This window comes from Streptococcus sp. M143 (genome assembly GCF_000162495.1).
GTDB classification, from domain to species: Bacteria; Bacillota; Bacilli; order Lactobacillales; family Streptococcaceae; genus Streptococcus; species Streptococcus dentisani.
Genome location: NZ_GG730097.1, coordinates 124792 through 142211, shown reverse-complemented (window position 1 = coordinate 142211; position 17420 = coordinate 124792). Strand labels below are relative to the sequence as shown.

At 41.7% G+C, this 17420-nt stretch carries 22 protein-coding genes; 3 read left to right on the top strand and 19 right to left on the bottom strand.

Going from position 1 to position 17420, the window contains the following annotated elements; genetic code table 11:
- Window positions 1–42 precede the first annotated feature (42 nt).
- Entirely contained in the window at window positions 43–1488 is a 1446-nt protein-coding gene (locus HMPREF0850_RS07350; RefSeq protein ID WP_000590328.1) for a UDP-N-acetylmuramoyl-L-alanyl-D-glutamate--L-lysine ligase, read from the top strand.
- A gap of 30 nt (window positions 1489–1518) precedes the next feature.
- Here the strand turns inward: HMPREF0850_RS07350 and HMPREF0850_RS0103300 are convergent, their stop codons facing one another.
- From HMPREF0850_RS0103300 to HMPREF0850_RS07275, 16 genes are all read right to left on the bottom strand, one after another.
- Window positions 1519–1719 carry a CsbD family protein gene (locus HMPREF0850_RS0103300; RefSeq protein WP_000051179.1) on the bottom strand — a complete coding sequence of 67 codons (201 nt, stop codon included), beginning with the start codon at window positions 1717–1719 and terminating at the stop codon, window positions 1519–1521.
- 101 nt (window positions 1720–1820) lie between these two features.
- The gene (locus tag HMPREF0850_RS07345; protein ID WP_000614462.1) at window positions 1821–2471 is read right to left on the bottom strand and encodes a DUF1803 domain-containing protein; all 651 of its coding nucleotides are present in this window, start codon (window positions 2469–2471) and stop codon (window positions 1821–1823) included.
- On the bottom strand, window positions 2455–2967 hold the full coding sequence (locus tag HMPREF0850_RS07340; protein WP_000892220.1) for a YiiX/YebB-like N1pC/P60 family cysteine hydrolase: 513 nt from the start codon (window positions 2965–2967) through the stop codon (window positions 2455–2457). Before HMPREF0850_RS07340 ends, HMPREF0850_RS07345 begins: the two co-directional genes overlap by 17 nt.
- Window positions 2968–3052: 85 nt before the next feature.
- Entirely contained in the window at window positions 3053–3988 is a 936-nt protein-coding gene (locus HMPREF0850_RS07335) for a manganese-dependent inorganic pyrophosphatase (protein WP_000036036.1), read from the bottom strand.
- 85 nt (window positions 3989–4073) lie between these two features.
- On the bottom strand, window positions 4074–4358 hold the full coding sequence (locus tag HMPREF0850_RS07330; RefSeq protein ID WP_000349622.1) for a GIY-YIG nuclease family protein: 285 nt from the start codon (window positions 4356–4358) through the stop codon (window positions 4074–4076).
- Window positions 4348–5094 (bottom strand): tRNA1(Val) (adenine(37)-N6)-methyltransferase, encoded by a 747-nt coding sequence (locus HMPREF0850_RS07325; RefSeq protein WP_001157796.1) that lies wholly within the window; start codon window positions 5092–5094, stop codon window positions 4348–4350. Before HMPREF0850_RS07325 ends, HMPREF0850_RS07330 begins: the two co-directional genes overlap by 11 nt.
- Window positions 5095–5129: 35 nt before the next feature.
- On the bottom strand, window positions 5130–5489 hold the full coding sequence (locus HMPREF0850_RS07320) for a S1 RNA-binding domain-containing protein (protein ID WP_000689611.1): 360 nt from the start codon (window positions 5487–5489) through the stop codon (window positions 5130–5132).
- Window position 5490: 1 nt separating this feature from the next.
- Entirely contained in the window at window positions 5491–6891 is a 1401-nt protein-coding gene (locus HMPREF0850_RS07315) for a bifunctional Cof-type HAD-IIB family hydrolase/peptidylprolyl isomerase (protein ID WP_000338988.1), read from the bottom strand.
- Window positions 6892–6972: 81 nt separating this feature from the next.
- Window positions 6973–7482, bottom strand: coding sequence for a GNAT family N-acetyltransferase (locus HMPREF0850_RS07310; RefSeq protein ID WP_000849922.1), 510 nt, complete (start codon window positions 7480–7482; stop codon window positions 6973–6975).
- Between the two features lie 158 nt (window positions 7483–7640).
- Window positions 7641–7880: a 30S ribosomal protein S18 gene (gene rpsR / locus HMPREF0850_RS07305; protein WP_000068664.1), complete on the bottom strand. Its 240-nt coding sequence runs from the start codon at window positions 7878–7880 to the stop codon at window positions 7641–7643.
- Window positions 7881–7911: 31 nt separating this feature from the next.
- The gene (gene ssbA / locus HMPREF0850_RS07300; RefSeq protein ID WP_000609594.1) at window positions 7912–8382 is read right to left on the bottom strand and encodes a single-stranded DNA-binding protein SsbA; all 471 of its coding nucleotides are present in this window, start codon (window positions 8380–8382) and stop codon (window positions 7912–7914) included.
- Window positions 8383–8393: 11 nt separating this feature from the next.
- The gene (gene rpsF, locus HMPREF0850_RS07295; RefSeq protein WP_001151782.1) at window positions 8394–8684 is read right to left on the bottom strand and encodes a 30S ribosomal protein S6; all 291 of its coding nucleotides are present in this window, start codon (window positions 8682–8684) and stop codon (window positions 8394–8396) included.
- A 132-nt stretch (window positions 8685–8816) separates the two neighbouring features.
- Window positions 8817–10025, bottom strand: coding sequence for an MFS transporter (locus HMPREF0850_RS07290; protein ID WP_000471478.1), 1209 nt, complete (start codon window positions 10023–10025; stop codon window positions 8817–8819).
- 122 nt (window positions 10026–10147) lie between these two features.
- The gene (gene asnS / locus HMPREF0850_RS07285; protein ID WP_000167129.1) at window positions 10148–11491 is read right to left on the bottom strand and encodes an asparagine--tRNA ligase; all 1344 of its coding nucleotides are present in this window, start codon (window positions 11489–11491) and stop codon (window positions 10148–10150) included.
- A gap of 152 nt (window positions 11492–11643) precedes the next feature.
- On the bottom strand, window positions 11644–12822 hold the full coding sequence (locus HMPREF0850_RS07280; protein WP_000777452.1) for a pyridoxal phosphate-dependent aminotransferase: 1179 nt from the start codon (window positions 12820–12822) through the stop codon (window positions 11644–11646).
- Between the two features lie 9 nt (window positions 12823–12831).
- Window positions 12832–13308: a cell wall elongation regulator TseB-like domain-containing protein gene (locus tag HMPREF0850_RS07275; protein ID WP_000776853.1), complete on the bottom strand. Its 477-nt coding sequence runs from the start codon at window positions 13306–13308 to the stop codon at window positions 12832–12834.
- 118 nt (window positions 13309–13426) lie between these two features.
- Between HMPREF0850_RS07275 and HMPREF0850_RS07270 the strand changes: the two genes are divergently transcribed.
- On the top strand, window positions 13427–13873 hold the full coding sequence (locus tag HMPREF0850_RS07270) for a MarR family winged helix-turn-helix transcriptional regulator (protein ID WP_000816313.1): 447 nt from the start codon (window positions 13427–13429) through the stop codon (window positions 13871–13873).
- A gap of 91 nt (window positions 13874–13964) precedes the next feature.
- A complete protein-coding gene (locus HMPREF0850_RS07265; RefSeq protein ID WP_000039645.1) occupies window positions 13965–14513 on the top strand; it encodes an NAD(P)H-dependent oxidoreductase in 549 nt (182 codons plus the stop codon).
- Window positions 14514–14544: 31 nt separating this feature from the next.
- Here HMPREF0850_RS07265 and yaaA read toward each other — a convergent pair whose 3' ends face one another.
- From yaaA to HMPREF0850_RS07250, 3 genes are all read right to left on the bottom strand, one after another.
- Entirely contained in the window at window positions 14545–15273 is a 729-nt protein-coding gene (yaaA, locus tag HMPREF0850_RS07260) for a peroxide stress protein YaaA (RefSeq protein WP_000697795.1), read from the bottom strand.
- A 76-nt stretch (window positions 15274–15349) separates the two neighbouring features.
- A complete protein-coding gene (locus tag HMPREF0850_RS07255; RefSeq protein ID WP_000821218.1) occupies window positions 15350–16945 on the bottom strand; it encodes a hypothetical protein in 1596 nt (531 codons plus the stop codon).
- A gap of 11 nt (window positions 16946–16956) precedes the next feature.
- Window positions 16957–17367 carry a peptide deformylase gene (locus HMPREF0850_RS07250; RefSeq protein WP_000412253.1) on the bottom strand — a complete coding sequence of 137 codons (411 nt, stop codon included), beginning with the start codon at window positions 17365–17367 and terminating at the stop codon, window positions 16957–16959.
- Window positions 17368–17420 lie beyond the last annotated feature (53 nt).

Genomic DNA, 17420 nt, shown 5'->3' with positions numbered 1-17420 from the left:
TGTTACTTGTAAAATTCAGACTTGAAGTTTATAATAGAAAGTATGATAAAGATTGAAACCGTATTAGATATTTTAAAGAAAGATAGTCTCTTCCGTGAGATTATTGATCAGGGACATTACTACTACAATTACAGTGATGTCGATTTTGATAGTATCAGTTACGACAGTCGTAAAGTAAAAGCAGGCACTCTTTTTTTTGCAAAAGGTGCTACCTTTAAAAAAGAATACCTTCTTTCTGCTATAACTCAGGGCTTAGGTTGGTATGTAGCTGAAAAGGACTACGAGGTCGGTATTCCTGTTATTGTCGTGAACGACATTAAGAAAGCCATGAGTTTGATTGCCATGGAATTTTATGGCAATCCACAAGAAAAACTCAAAATTCTCGCTTTCACAGGGACAAAAGGAAAGACAACAGCGGCCTATTTTGCCTATAACATCTTGGCTCAACATCATCGCCCAGCTATGCTGTCTACCATGAATACAACCTTAGATGGTAAGACCTTCTTTAAATCTGCCCTCACAACTCCTGAGAGCATTGATCTCTTTGATATGATGGCTCAAGCTGTTCATAACGGAAGATCCCATCTCATCATGGAAGTCTCCAGTCAAGCCTACTTGGTTAAGCGAGTCTACGGCCTAACTTTCGATGTAGGAGTGTTTCTCAATATCAGTCCTGACCATATCGGTCCGATTGAGCATCCAAGTTTTGAAGATTACTTCTACCACAAACGTCTCTTGATGGAAAATAGCCGAGCAGTTGTCATTAACAGCGACATGGACCACTTTTCTGTGCTAAAAGAACAAGTTGAAAATCAAGAGCATGATTTCTATGGTAGCCAGTCAAGTAACCAAATCGAGAATTCCAAAGCCTTTAGCTTTTCCGCTACAGGTAAACTCGCTGGTGATTATGATATTCAACTCATTGGCCACTTTAACCAAGAAAATGCCGTTGCAGCTGGACTTGCCTGCCTTCGTCTAGGTGCCAGTCTAGAGGACATCAAAAAAGGAATCGCTGCAACCCGCGTCCCAGGACGTATGGAAGTCCTCACACAGAAAAATGGTGCCAAGGTCTTCATCGACTACGCCCACAATGGCGATAGTCTGAAAAAACTGATTTCTGTTGTTGAAACCCATCAAACTGGAAAGATTGCTCTGGTTCTCGGTTCGACTGGAAACAAGGGTGAAAGTCGTCGCAAAGACTTTGGCCTCCTCCTCAATCAACACCCTGAGATTCAAGTCTTTCTAACCGCGGATGACCCCAACTATGAAGATCCAATGGCGATTGCGGATGAAATCAGTAGCTATATCAGTCATCCTGTTGAAAAAATTGCCGATCGTGAAGAAGCTATCAAGGCGGCTATGGCCATCACAAATCAAGAACTAGATGCCGTGATTATTGCAGGTAAGGGAGCTGATTGCTACCAGATTGTCCAAGGAAAGAAAGAAGACTATCCTGGGGACGCAGCCATCGCAGAACGTTATCTATAAAAAAATCAAGGGAATGTTTCCCTTGATTTTTTAGTCTTCTTTCTTAAATGAGTTTTTAAGACCTTCAACGGCACCTTCTACAGCACCTTTAGCATCTTCAACAACTTCTTTTGCTTTCGCAACTGTTTTTTCTACAGTGCCTTCTGCTTCTGTCTTGCTATCGCCAGTAACTTTACCAAATCCTTCTTTGATAGCACCAGTTGCTTGATCCAATTTATTTTCAAGTGACATAGCTCTGTCTCCTTTGCTTTTAATACGATAATGGTTATCGCTTACATTCAGTTTATGCTTATTCTTTAGCAAAGTCAAACAATCTGCCCAAAAGCAACTAATTAAGACAAATAGAAAGACAATCTCTCCTTGTCAAAATCGACGGCCAACTCATACTTTCCAGCTTCATTTTGCACAATATAGCCTAGAACGACTAAACTGTCCACAAAGATATCACGACGTTTCTGCATGAGCTGGTCTTTTTTGAGAAACTTCAGTAAAAAGGTCGTCATATACTTGAGGGCGTACTCAGGATTGACATCTCCTAAAATATCATAGAGTTCCTGCTGTTTTTGTGTCAAAGGATATTGATTCTTGACCTTGTAGAAATAATTAGACAGGGTCATTTTTTGTCTTGCAAAGTCCGTCTTTTCGACTAGAATGGCTGCATTGGTTTGATTGCGCAATTCTGTCTCAAAAGTCTTCTCCAACAAGGCTTGATAGACTGGACTGTCCTCTCTGATAAAAATCTCTTGGTCAAGGGCCAGACTGTCTATCGATTCTAGAAAAGGGAGATTGAGGGAATAACGTTTGTTTTCCCTTCGGATCAAACCTGCCTTTATATACTCTTCCATGAGTTTATCAACTGCTACATCTGGAAACTGAGCCTTGATTTCTCGGAGAATCACATCGTCATGATGGTCCAGATAGTCAACCAAATCTATAAAAAATGGCTGTCGAGTCAAATGAGATGGATTAAAAATCTGAATCATGAAGATTCCTTTCTTTACATTCTAAAAGGGGGGATGCTGCTAGTTGACTAGGATTGGTCCCTGGTTGATTCAGAGGCACTGGAAGTTCGAGCTTCCTGTAATATTCCCTCCAAAAATCACTAATCTCCTGCTCCCCATCCCCAAATTGCATCGGAATAGTCTCAAAAATAGGAAGAATTTCCGCAATATACTGGGAGCAATAAAAGCCATTCCCATCTGGATAAAAAGAGGCATTATAGGGTGCACCCAAATGTTTGCTAGCTCTCTCCTTTACCAAGTCAACTTCCATCTCTGGGTAGACATAAAGATCATAGAGATGAGTCGGTTCAAAAAATTCAGTCGGTTCTTGACAAATAACACCTGCTTGCCCACTAGCATGGTAGATCAAACCATCCAAAAAGATGGCTACATGACTATAGTTCCCAGTAGAATCCTGGATGGCCTGCCCAATATCTGAAAGGTCCTTCACAAAAATCAAATCGCCATTTTCTAACATCTTTCTCTCCTAGAAAAAAAGGAGCCGAAACCCCTTTAGCTATAAGGAAACGTTAGTTTCCTTGTTTAAGTTATCACTCAGGCTATTACCCATTAAAGCTTTCAGTCAACTGAGGCACCACTTGTTTCTTACGTGAAACAGCACCTGGAAGGAAAGCGTGGTTGTTTTCAAGTTTAAAGTTAAAGGCTGCTTCGACCTTGTCCATGTTTGATCCAAGAGCAAGGATTTCTGAGTTTGAGTTGACGATATCTGTAATCATCAAGACAAAGTCAGAGTAGCCGTTTGCCGCATTAGCCGCTTGCATTGCTGCTTCAATTTCAGCTTGACGTTCCAAGACTTCAGCAATATCAACAGTATTGACTTGGGCAACACGAACCTTATTTCCGTTGAGTTCAAATGTCTTAGCATCGATGTCAATCAATTCTTCAGCAGATTTGCTAGCCAAGTTTGTACCAGCCTTGAGCATAGCAAGACCGTACTCTTCCAAGTTGACGCCTGCTAATTCTGCCAATTCAGGAGCAATGACTTTATCAGATGGGTGAGTTGTTGGAGATTTCAAAAGAAGAGTATCTGAAATCAAACCTGAAAGCATCAAACCTGCGATTTCTTTAGGAACTGCTACACCATGTTCTTTGAACATGCGGTACACGATAGATGAAGCTGATCCAACTGGTTCCAAGCGCATGTAAAGTGGGCTTGCAGTTTCAAAGTTAGCCACACGGTGGTGATCCACAACTCCGTAAACTTCTACTTCAGCGATATCTGACACTGATTGTTGGAATTCATTGTGGTCAGTCAAGATGACTTGTTCTGCACCTTCTGCTTTAGCTGATGTAATCACGCGTGGCGCTTCTACACCAAAATAGTTCAAAACAAAGGCTGTTTCTTCGTTTGGAGTACCGAGAGCAACCGCTTCTGTGTCCAATCCATAAGCTTCTTTTGCAAGATAAGCAAAGGCTACAGATGACCCGATGGCATCTGAGTCTGGATTTTGGTGACCAAATACTAGAATCTTAGACATGATAATACCTCATTTAATTTATTCATCTTATTGTAGCACTTTTTTCCTTTTTTTACAAAAGTAAGAGAAGTCAAAGGACTCCTCATTAGATATCAATATGATTGACTAGATTTTTCTCTTGATTTTCAGATAAAAATCGTTCTTTCTGTGGTCTCTTCTTACGTTTGAGGAGAGCTTCTGCAGACATGGCTTCTTCCTTACTGGCAAAACCCTGAGTATAGATGAGTTTGACTGGCAAGCGTGCTCGGGTATACTTGGCTCCCTTGCCACTATTGTGGACAGTAATTCGTTTCTTAACATCAGTTGTATAGCCCGTATAGTAAGAACCGTCACGGCACTCCACCACATACATATAGGCTTTATGATCCATAGTAAATCTCTTGAATTTCTGGTGTATAGGAACCATCATCATTGTGAACGATGAGAGGTGGCAGGACCTTAAAGCCACTCGTCGAGCCATCCTTGATAGCTTCGATTAAGAGCATATTGGCCTCCTTCTCACGTTTAGGATAGACAAATTGCAGGCGCTTGGGTGCCAAATTGTGGCGTTGAAGCATGTCTAAGATATCCAAGAGCCGATCTGGACGATGAACCATGGCCAAACGACCATTGGATTTGAGAATACTCTGAGCACTTCGACAGATTTCTTCTATGTTAGTCGCAATTTCGTGTCTGGCCAGAAGGTAGTGTTCACTCTCGTTCAGATTGGAATGTGGATCCACCTTGAAATAAGGCGGATTACACAAAATCATATCTACCTTACTTCCCTGAATGTGGGCAGGCATATTTTTCAAATCATCGCAGATGACCCGCATCTGCTCTTCCAAGCCATTCAACTGAACCGAACGCTCTGCCATATCTGCCAAGCGCTCCTGAATCTCTACAGATATTATCCGCGCCTGAGTACGTGAACTAGCAAAAAGTCCCACTGCACCATTTCCAGCACAAAAGTCCACAATTAAGCCCCGTTTAGGGAAGCGAGGAAAGCGCGATAAGAGAACACTATCTACCGAATAGCTAAACACCTCTTTATTTTGAATGATTTTGATATCTGTCGAAAAGAGCTGATTGATTCGCTCTCCTGGTTTTAATAATTGTTCTTGCATATATGTTTTTAATAAAAGATACGAAATCTAATAGACTAGTTTTTCTCTCTCAGATTGTTGAGGGCTTCCTTTGTCCAGATCGGCATCATTCGCCCAAGTGGTGCAAAACCATGCTTGATACGATCATTTGAAAAACGTCTCCGTCTTGGTAGCTGGTGTTTTTCTTCCTCCAGAGTGCGAATAGATAGACTGGCTTTACCTGAAAATTCGTCTAAATCAACAACCTGAACTTGTACTTCTTCACCAATTTTCAAAACTTCATAGATATTTTCAATAAATCCTGTCCGAATCTCTGAAATATGGATCAGCCCAATCACCCCTGTCTCTAATTCGACAAAGGCACCATAGGGCTGGATTCCTGTAATACGCCCATTTAGCTTATCACCGATTTTCATCTTAATCCTCAATTTCAATCGTTTCAATTACCACATCTTCAACTGGTTTGTCCATGGCCCCTGTCTCAACAGCAGCAATGGCATCCAAGACCGCAAAAGATTCTGCATCTACCAATTGCCCAAAAACAGTGTGACGACGGTCAAGGTGAGGAGTTCCACCTTGCTCTGCATAGATCTCAGCGATTGGTTCAGGCCAGCCACCACGCGCAATCTCTTTCTTAGAGTAGGGCAAGTGTTGGTTTTGCACAATAAAGAACTGGCTGCCATTGGTATTTGGACCAGCATTGGCCATAGAAAGAGCCCCACGAACATTATAAAGTTCTTCTGAAAATTCATCCTCAAAAGCATCTCCATAAATAGACTCTCCTCCCATACCAGTACCAGTTGGGTCTCCACCTTGGATCATAAAGTCCTTGATAATACGATGGAAAATCACACCATCATAGTAACCGTCTTTTGACAGAGCAACAAAGTTAGCCACTGTTTTAGGAGCATGTTCAGGGAAGAGCTTGATACGCAAGTCTCCGTGATTTGTCTTAATGGTCGCAAGAGGACCTTCTACTGTTTCAATTTCTACTTGTGGGAAATACAATTCTTTTTCTACCATACCAAATCCTTCTAAGGCATCAAAAATGCCATCTTCTTCTACTGTTTTTGTAATATAATCTGCTTTTTCTTTGATTTTTTCGTGGGAAACTCCCATGGCAATACTGATTCCAGCATAATCAAAGAGTTCCATATCATTGAGACCATCCCCAAAGACCATGACATTCTCTGGTTTCAAGCCTAGATGTTCCACCACCTTGGCTACACCAGTTGCTTTGGATCCTGAAATCGGCACGATATCAGATGAATGTTCATGCCAACGCACCATGCGAAGTTTATCTGATAAGGACTCTGGTAAGTGCAAGCTATCTCCTTTATCTTCAAAGGTCCACATCTGGTAAATATCAACTTTTTCATGAAAGTCAGGATCCACATCCAAGTTCGGATAAATCGGATCAATAGCCTCACTGATCAGTTCTGTCCGAGTGGATAGTTTGGCAGCATGACTCCCAACCAATCCATAGTCAATTCCTTCTCTCTTAGTCCACGAAATGTATTCTTCTACATCTTTCTTCTCAATCTGATGTTGATAAATGACCTGTCCTTTTTTATCTTCTATATAGGCACCATTCAAGGTCACAAAAAAGTCAGGCTTGAGCTCGCGAATCTCTGGAACAACTCCAAAAATACCACGCCCAGATGCAATCCCTGTCAAAATCCCTTTTTCTCGCAACTGCTTAAAAACCGTGGGAATCGTAGCTGGAATAAAACCTGTCTTTGATGTACGCAGGGTATCATCAATATCAAAGAAGACAATCTTAATCTTCTTTGCCTTGTATTTTAATTTCGCATCCATCTCTCTACCTCTCTCAATCTAACTCTTTCCATTATACCATAAAGTAAAGAAATCCCATATCTCCAAAAAATTTGCTATCTCTTATTCTAATTCCTTGGATAAGTACAAAACCAAATCATCATTATTTTGAATAGTGGCATTCATTTCCAACGGTTGGTTTCGATACCAAACTCCCGTTCCATCTGGAATATAGCCTCGTTTGATGTACAATCTCTGGGCAGGTCCATACCCTGAATGGAGGCCAACACCAAGGGTTACCTTATCCGATATGAGCTTAACTCTTTTTTCTGCTTCTTCCAGCAAGAGATTTCCAATACCTTGATTTTGAAAGGGCTCAAAGACATTGAAATCTGAAAGTTCTGGATGGATTTCTGCGAACGGACCTTGCTTAGCGCAGGGCAAAATTGTGATATAACCCGCTAAAGCACCCTCAACCTCTGCAACTAAGACTTCTCTCTCCCCACATTCTTGTTCAAGAAAATATCTATCCAAAATTTCTTCTCTACCCGGCCAACCTTGATTGATAAAACCTTGGGATAGATTTTTAATGTCATATTCTTGCATTTTTCTAATTGAACATTTCGTCTTCATAAGATGCTCCTTTAAAGCTTTCTCCTACCATTATAGCACGACAACAAAGATTAAAAGAAAAAACCTAGTAAGACAAAAGAATCTTACTAGGTCAAAAAGTAGACGTTTCGAACGGAGCCCTGTAAAAGTCTGAAAAAGAGGTCCCCCGGACCTCTTTTTTAATCTTCGTTTACGAAAGGCATCAAAGCCATTACGCGAGCGCGCTTGATAGCTGTTGTTACTTTACGTTGGTTTTTAGCTGAAGTTCCTGTTACACGACGTGGAAGGATTTTCCCACGTTCTGAAACGAAACGGCTAAGAAGCTCAGTATCTTTGTAATCAACATATTCAATTTTGTTTGCTGCGATGTAATCAACTTTTTTACGGCGTTTGAATCCGCCACGACGTTGTTGAGCCATGTTTTTTCTCCTTTATAGTATTAATTGTCCATTAGAATGGTAAATCATCATCTGAAATATCCAACGGATTGGTTGCTCCAAATGGATTTTCATCACGTGAAAAGTCAGGTACTGATTGTGTAGGTGCTGTATAACTAGCAGTTGGTGCAGAATAAGCCCCACCTGTATGTCCTTCACGCACGCTACGGCTTTCCAACATTTGGAAATTGTCAGCCACGACTTCTGTTACGTAGACACGTTGTCCTTGCTGGTTATCGTAACTACGAGTCTGGATACGACCTGTGATCCCGATAAGAGAGCCTTTTTTAGCCCAGTTAGCAAGATTTTCAGCCTGTTGGCGCCACATAACGACATTGATGAAATCAGCCTCACGTTCGCCGTTTTGACTCTTGAATGTACGGTTTACTGCAAGAGTAAAAGTCGCAACTGCTACATTTGATGGGGTATAACGCAACTCAGCGTCACGTGTCATACGCCCTACAAGTACAACATTGTTAATCATAGTTTACCTTCTTACGCGTCAAGTTTGACGATCATGTGACGAAGAATGTCAGCGTTGATTTTTGAAAGACGGTCAAACTCTTTAAGAGCTGCGTCATCGTTTGCTTCAACGTTAACGATGTGGTAAAGTCCTTCACGGAAATCTTGGATTTCGTATGCAAGACGACGTTTTTCCCATGATTTTGATTCAACAACAGTTGCACCGTTGTCAGTCAAGATAGAGTCAAAACGTGCTACCAAAGCGTTTTTCGCTTCTTCTTCAATGTTTGGACGAATGATATAAAGAATTTCGTATTTAGCCATTGATATGTTCCTCCTTTTGGTCTAATGACCCCAAGTCTTTGCAAGGGGTAAGTGAGGTTTGCTCACAATTAACTATTATACTAGAAAAGCTAGTAGATGGCAAGAGAAAAAAGATAAAAATGAAAAATAACTCTATTTCTTAGAAATAACATTCTCTTTTAGTTCCAAAAATCCGGCCATCTCTTTCAAAATGAAAAATAGCAAAAAGCTGGCTAGTACTAAAATGAACCCTAAGTAAAGAAAGGCTACTACAAATCCTAGATAGTCAATCAACCACCCCGTCAGAGGAAAAATGACGATCATACTCAGGCTGAACATCATAGAGTAGACACTTAGCATGGTTGCCCGTACCTCACTTGGGAGTCGCTTTTGTAAATCGTTGTCAAAAATCGGTTGAAAGAGAGCATATAAGGCGTTACTAATCAAATAAACTAAAATATAAATCAGTGGCGTACCAAAGTAGGACAGCAAATAAGTTCCTCCCGTCAAGAGGACAAGAATTGGAAAAAGCTTTAAAGCTGAATACCTCTTTCCAATCTTACTTGCTAGATAAACTGCCCAGATATTCAACGCACTGCCCATCAGCATGACCATCGAAATCTGCCATCCTTCTAGGTCAGGCAGTTGATTTTGATAGTAAAAATAAAACATACACATCAGTGTTCCGATGATTTGGGACAGAATCATCCAACCAAAAAGACTGGGATTTCTCTGCAACTCCTCTTTGACAGTCAACATAATCCTTTTCATCGTCAAACGCTCAGATTTTTGCGCTTTAACACTAGGCTCTTTTAGCATCCAAGTTAGAAAAAGAACGATAATCGAAGTAGCAATCATGATATAGTAGGTCAAGTGCAATTGACCATGGACAAAAAATCCTGCTAAAATGGTCCCCAAAGACCGAGTTCCTTCTGCGACTCCTGACATAAAACTTGAGATAGATAAGTAGCGCTCTTTTAATCCAGCCTCCACGGCTGAATCATAAACCATGGCTGCACTCGTCCCCGAATCAAAATTATAAGACAAGGCACTCACCACCATAGCGAGTGCGTAAATCCAAAAATTACCTTGTCCTAGTAACATGAGAATAGACGACGCAATCCCAGCTATTCGACTTAAATATAGATTGGTTTTATAGGAATAGCGGTCAGCTAACATTCCAGAGGGAATTTCACAGATGACACTAGTGGCATGAAAAATACTTTCCAATAAGCCAATCTGCCAAAGTGACATCCCATTTTGACTGAGAAATAAAATCCAAAAGCTGGTAATTCCCAAAAAGGCAAAAAATTCCACACCAGCCATGAGACCGATATTCTTCCGATAATTTGCTTTAAACATCATTTCTCCTTTAACAAGTGTATATATCCTTGTGTCTGTCACTTGTTAATCCCAACTTTACATGTTCCTCACCTCTTCCTTCTTCTACTTTGAAAAAACGCCCCTAGGGCGTTTTAGTCTTTTTATGGTTTGATACGGTGCAACATACGTGGGAATGGAATCGCTTCACGGATGTGTTTTGTTCCAGCTGCAAAGGTTACCATACGCTCGATACCGATACCAAATCCACCGTGTGGAACAGTACCGTATTTACGAAGGTCAAGATAGAATTCGTACTCTGTACGATCCATACCAAGTTCATCCATCTTAGCGACAAGGGCATCGTAATCTTCCTCACGCATGGAACCACCGATGATTTCTCCATAGCCTTCTGGTGCTAGCAAGTCAGCACAAAGCACGCGCTCTGGATTTCCAGGAACTGGTTTCATGTAGAAGGCCTTGATAGCTGCTGGGTAGTTCATGACAAATGTTGGCACACCAAAGTGGTTCGAAATCCAAGTTTCGTGTGGTGAACCGAAGTCATCTCCATGTTCCAAATGCTCGTAGTCAGCATCAGCATCGTTTTCATGCTCTCGCAAGAGGTCAATGGCTTGATCATAAGTGATGCGTTTGAATGGCTCAGCAATGTAGCGTTTCAAGAGCTCTGTATCACGCTCCAAGATTTCCAAGGCTTGAGGCGCACGGTCAAGAACACCTTGGAGAAGGGCTTTTACATAAGCTTCTTGCAAGTCAAGTGATTCATCGTGTGTCAGGTATGAGTACTCCGCATCCATCATCCAGAACTCAGTCAAGTGACGGCGCGTTTTTGATTTTTCAGCACGGAATACTGGACCAAAGTCAAAGACACGACCAAGAGCCATAGCACCCGCTTCAAGATAGAGCTGACCTGATTGACTCAAGTAGGCTGGCGTTCCGAAGTAATCTGTTTCAAAGAGTTCTGTTGAATCTTCTGCTGCATTTCCTGAAAGAATAGGGCTATCAAACTTCATGAAGCCGTTCTTGTCAAAGAACTCATAGGTTGCATAAATGATGGCGTTACGGATTTGCATTACCGCTACTTGCTTACGAGAGCGGAGCCACAAGTGACGGTTGTCCATCAAGAAGTCAGTTCCGTGTTCTTTTGGTGTGATTGGGTAGTCTTGAGATTCACCGATCACTTCGATGTCTGTAATATCAAGCTCATAACCAAACTTAGAACGCTCATCTTCTTTGACAATCCCTGTCACATAAACAGAAGTCTCTTGGCTTAGGCGTTTAATCGTATCAAATTTCTCTAGCCCCACTTCCTCACCGAACTTTTCAATAAAGTTTGGTTTGAAGGCAACTCCTTGGAAAAAGGCAGTTCCATCACGCAATTGCAAGAAGGCAATTTTTCCTTTTCCTGATTTGTTGGCAACCCAAGCTCCGATGGTCACTTCTTGACCAACGTAGTCTTTTACATCGATAATTGTTACACGTTTTGTCATAATCTATCTTCCTTTTTTCGTTTAACTTGTCCGAAGACATCATTACCCACTATTTTACCATAAATAGACTGCGATAGCTAGGTTCTACTAGAGAAAAATCGCGAGATTTTCGTTACAAAAAATCTTCGCTAAAAAGGCGAAGATTCTAAGTTTTATTTTTCCATAAACTGATGCAAACGGCGAATAGCTTCTTTTAATGTATCCAAGTCGGTGGCATAACTGAGACGAACATTTTCTGGTGCTCCAAATCCAGCTCCTGTAATCAAGGCAAGTCCGACTTCTTCAAGGATAGCTGTTGTAAAGTCCGTCACATCGGTATAACCCTTCATCTCCATCGCTTTTTTAACATTTGGGAAGAGATAGAAGGCCCCTTGGGGCTTGACAACTTCAAATCCTGGCACTTGACACAAGAGAGGATAAATAGTGTTCAAACGTTCCTCAAAAGCCTGGCGCATGATTTCGACAGAATCTTGTGGCCCAGTTAGGGCTTCAATGGTAGCATATTGCGATACAGCAGTCAGGTTGGAGGTTGTTTGTCCTGTTAGTTTGCTCATAGCAGCGATAATCTCAGGATTTCCCACAGCATAACCTACCCGCCAACCAGTCATGGCATAGGCCTTAGATACACCGTTAATCACGATGGTTTGCTTGCGAATGGATTCTGACAGACTAGAGATTGGAACAAATTCATTCCCATTATAAACTAGACGACCGTAAATATCATCTGCTAGGATAAGGACATCATGTTCAACCGCCCAATTTCCGATAGCCAAGAGTTCCTCACGAGAGTAAATCATACCGGTCGGATTCGATGGCGAATTGAGAACCAAGACCTTGGTCTTAGCTGTTCGGGCTGCTTCTAGCTGCTCTACTGTTACTTTAAAGTGATTGTCTTCCTTGGCCTGGACAAAGACTGGCACACCTTCTGCCATCTTGACCTGGTCTCCATAGCTGACCCAGTAAGGTGTAGGAATGATGACCTCATCACCTGGATTGACCACAGCCATAAAGAAGGTATAGAGAGAGAACTTAGCACCAGTGGCAAAGGTAACCTCGTTAGCTGCTACAGAATACCCATAATGGCGTTCAAAATAGGTATTAACCGCTGCTTTTAACTCTGGTAGGCCTGAAGCAACTGTATAAAAGGAAGCTCGTCCATCTCGAATCGCTTCCACCGCTGCATTCTGAATATTTTCAGGAGTATGAAAATCAGGCTGTCCCAAGGTTAGGAAAAGAACATCCTTTCTCTGAGCCTTTAATGCTTTAGCTCTTGCATCACTAGCTAGAGTGACGCTTTCTTCCATTTCTAGTACACGTTTGGATAGTTTCATATGTCCTCCTTATTGGATCACTGCTCCTGTTTCAAAGTCGACCAGATAGTACTGGTTTCCTGACTTAACTTCCCAAATCGGCTTATCCTTATAGCGACCAAAGGTGACTTTGTCAATGTCGCTAGCTCCTTTTTCCCTCGAAATCGTCGCTGCCTTGTCTTGAGAAATCCCCTTATCAAGCTGATAAACATAAATCTTATGGTCATTCTTTTCAATCAGTACGGCAATGGCCTCTTGCTTTTTATTATGCCCCAGAACGCTGTAATAGCTTTCTAGTCCATTATAAAAATCAACCTGGTCTGTCTTTTCCAATTCTGCGTACTGCTTGGCCAGTTTTTCTCCCTCAACTCTAGCATCTTGATAGGGTTTCATGCTGAGTGATATCAGATAAAGGAAGGAAGTGGTCATGACTAGCAGTACCAGAGCAATGCCGATTCCATACTGTAAAAGTAGCTTGTTTTTTGCTTTTTTCTGTCTTAGTTTCACTCGTCTATTTTACCATCTCTCCTTCTTTATTACAAGTGAAGACAGGAACATTCTAAGATTCTTTTCCTTTAAAATATAAGTTCTTGTTTTTCTCTCTCATTATTGATAAAATAACCTTATGAAACAATATTTGAAAGAGAAAATTTCCGATAATCAACTAGACTTAAAAACAGCTATCATCCTCAATAAAGCCATACGGACTTTTAAACCATATGAAGCTAAGGCTGCTAAAGAATACGGGCTAACACCCACCCAATTTTCAGTTTTGGAAACCCTCTATAGCAAGGGGGAACTACGCATTCAGGATTTGATTGAAAAAATGCTAGCCACTTCTGGGAACATGACTGTTGTCATCCGAAACATGGTTCGAGATGGATGGATTTCTAGAACTTGCGACCCCAAGGATCGTCGCTCTTTTTTCCTGAAATTAACACCTGCAGGACGCAGAAAAATCGAAGAGATTCTTCCTGATCATATCGATTCTATCGTAGAAGCACTCAGCATCTTGGAAGATGGCGAAAAGGAAGACTTAATCCGCATTTTAAAAAAATTTAAAAATTTGTGAGCAAAATTATTGCTAATTAGTATCATTTGTTGTAACATAGATGGTAACAAAAGGGTTCGCTCTTTGAATTTTAAACTAAAGGAGACACATCATGTCTAAAAAAGTACTATTTATCGTCGGTTCACTACGACAAGGTTCTTTCAACCACCAAATGGCCCTCGAAGCTGAAAAAGCACTTGCTGGTAAAGTGGAAGTCAGCTATCTTGATTACTCAGCTGTTCCCCTCTTCAGCCAAGATCTTGAAGTTCCGACTCATCCAGCTGTAGCTGCTGCTCGTGAAGCAGTCCTTGCTGCGGATGCTATCTGGATCTTCTCTCCAGTCTACAACTTCTCTATCCCTGGAACAGTGAAGAACTTGCTTGACTGGCTCTCCCGCGCCCTTGACTTGACAGATACACGTAGTGCTTCTGCCCTTCAAGACAAGTTTGTTACTGTCTCTTCTGTAGCAAATGCAGGTCACGAACAACTCTTTGCGATTTACAAAGACCTCTTGCCATTTATCCGCACACAAGTCGTTGGCGACTTTACTGCCGCGCGTGTCAATGACTCTGCTTGGGCAGACGGAAAATTGGTGCTAGACAAAGCAGCTGCCTCATCACTTGCCAAACAAGCTGACAACCTTCTTGCAGCCATCAACTAATCAAGCAAAAACCAGCTCATTCGAGCTGGTTTTATGCTTGTTTCACAAAGACGAGTTCTAAGTCACTTGATAAATCAGGTCGGTAGTCAAAGCCGGCAAAGCGGAGCTTGCGAGCTTGTTCGACAGTTTGGATTTGCCCCTCTATCAAGGCAGTCAAAAAGGCGCCACGGGCTTTTTTTGAAATGGTTGAATGGATCTTCAACTGGCCTGCCTTATTCTCCATAAATTTGAAGGTCACCATCTTTTCTCTGATTTCCTTAGAAAATACAGTTTCAAACTCTGATGATAAGAGTGAAAATATCAACTCCTCGTCCTGTAGCGCCTCATCATAGGCTGACTTCCAATGACTCTTTAAAGTCTTACCAGCGACATTTAACTTCATCAAGAAGTCCAAACGGTGGGGAGCCATAGGTGACAAGGCTGGAACAACGCCATACAAAGCTGATGTAATTAAAACATGATTTTCAAGATAGGCTTGTTCAGCCTCGGTCAACTCATCTCGTTTGATGTGGCGATACATGAGACCGTCAAAGAGTTTCAAGGCTGGATAATGTTTAGCCCTCTGATCTTTTAGAGCTTGAATATGGGCGTACTCTTCTTCTGCTTTCTCGGCAGATACCTTATAAAAACTTTCTAATTCACTGGCAGAGTAGTGCGCCAGTGAGTCAAGAACTGCCTGACTTTCTTCACTCAAGGGGAGCGCTTTGATACTCGGCAAGTCTGTGTTCATTTCTTTGGCTGTTGGGATTAAAATTTTCATATTGTTAGTGTAGCATATTTTTCAATCACGACCAAGAATTTCATCTGAAAAACCTCGGTTAATACCGAGGTTTCTTTTACTTGACTTTAAAGGTCTTGAGATAGTTATCTTTTCCAACTTGACCCTCGAAGGATTGCCCATTTTCAAGGTAAGGAAGGTCGTCTGACACTGAAGCCTTGACCTTGTAGATCTTGCCATCAACTTTGAAGAAGTAGACAGTATCACCCTTGATAACAGCTGATTTAAGGTCTGAGACGATTCCCTTAATGTTTTCCACCGTTTCATTATCCAGCTCGAGGTCATTTTTATTGGCATATTTGCTAAGGAGTTCATCTACCGTAGCTGCTACGATGACGTTTTGGTACTCCACGGCATCGACCAATGCATACTCCTTGACCAAGCCTGCATTGTCCTTCAAGCCCATGATGTAGAGCGGTTTGTCATTGAGATTGACCAGAATAGGGAAGGTAGCCTTGTAGGCCTTCTCCTGAACGGCTCCTTCTGCGGAAGCACGGGCAGATTCTTCGGTTGCTGATGCTAGATTGTACTTGGTGATTTCACCAGTGCGCATATTTTCAAGGATAAATCCTAGATTACTTTCGTCAGCATTTGCTGAAGTCACCCCTGTGTAGAGATAAATGTCATTTTCGATAGAAAGATAGTTATATCCCTCCGTCGTTTGGGTGACGTTTTTCTTAGAAACCAAGGCATTCCAGAAGCCGTCTTTATACTTTCCGTTGTAGTTGATTTGTTCGATGGTTTCTTCGGCTGGATAGACACGGTCTACCCATTCTGGCACTTCATCCAAGCTATATTCCTTAGTTTCTCCATTAGTAGCATCCAAGATAATAACAGATGAAGGGCGAGGTACTCCTAGACCAAACTGTTTTTGATAAACGGTTGCTACATAGAAAGGATTGCCTTCATCATCCACCTCAAAGGACGGGGTTTTAAAAATCTTGGTCGGATACTTGATTCGAAGATGACGTTTGACGTCACGGTTAAAATACTCGGAGTCCGAATACTTCATCGGTGTTTTTAAATCTACCAATTCCGCATTCCCTGTCACCATATCAACCTTGATATACTCGCCAATTCCCTTGGACTGATTATTAAACCATTTGATCGGGTCAGCATACTCCAAGGGTGTTACCCGATAGGGTTTGCCATCGACCGTCAGCTGGGTATAGGTATCTGCCGCTACGTACTGGGATACCTTATCTGTCAGAGAGCCCAGATAACGGTCACCAATTTTTTCTGCAGTGCTCCGATCTAGGATTGGAACCTTACTGGTATCACTCTTAGGAAAATCTTTAAAGTCTTTTTCTGTGATGGACACCACATTAGCATAGTTTTTAGCCTGGAAAAAACTAGAAGTCACTAGACTTACCAGTCCAGCAAGGGCAAAGATAAGGCCTGCAGCCAGCAACAATCCTCCACCTAATTTATTAAAATGAAGCCCTTCTAGATTGAGTTCGTTTGCAACCTTTCCATGACGTACATGAATAGTTTTTAGGAGATTGGTATCCTTGCGGAAACTAAACAAAATCCCCATCACCACCAGATGCCCACAGAGAAAGAAGATGAATTCCCAACTGGTAAGATTGAATGGTGGTAAAAAGATATACCAGGTCGTTGCGATAAAAACAAGTTCAAAGATTATACGTTTCATCTGATTTCCTCCTAAATAATTCGTCCTTCCAAATGATCCAGTTCATGTTGGCATATCTGAGCTGGAAAGCCTGTTAACGTAATGGTCTGTTCCTGCCACTTGCTATCGCGATAGGAAACCGTAATCGTTTCATAACGAGTCGTCGTTCGAACCCCAGTCAAAGACAAACAACCTTCCTCTGTCTCATAAGGTCCTTTATAGGAAAGGAGAATAGGGTTAAACATAACCATGGGAACTAGGCCAAGATTAAAGATAATCACGCGCTTCTGCACCCCAATCATATTAGCCGCCAGACCGACACAGGTCTCGCGATTGGCCAGCAGGGTATCCTGCAAATCCTTAGCCAGATAAAGGTCCTCCTGACTTGCAGGTTTCGAGACCTGTGACAAGAATAGGACATCTCGGACAATTTTCTTTTCCATTCTCTTACGCTCCTTACAACTTTACTTTATTATAGCACAAAAGGGGGCAACTT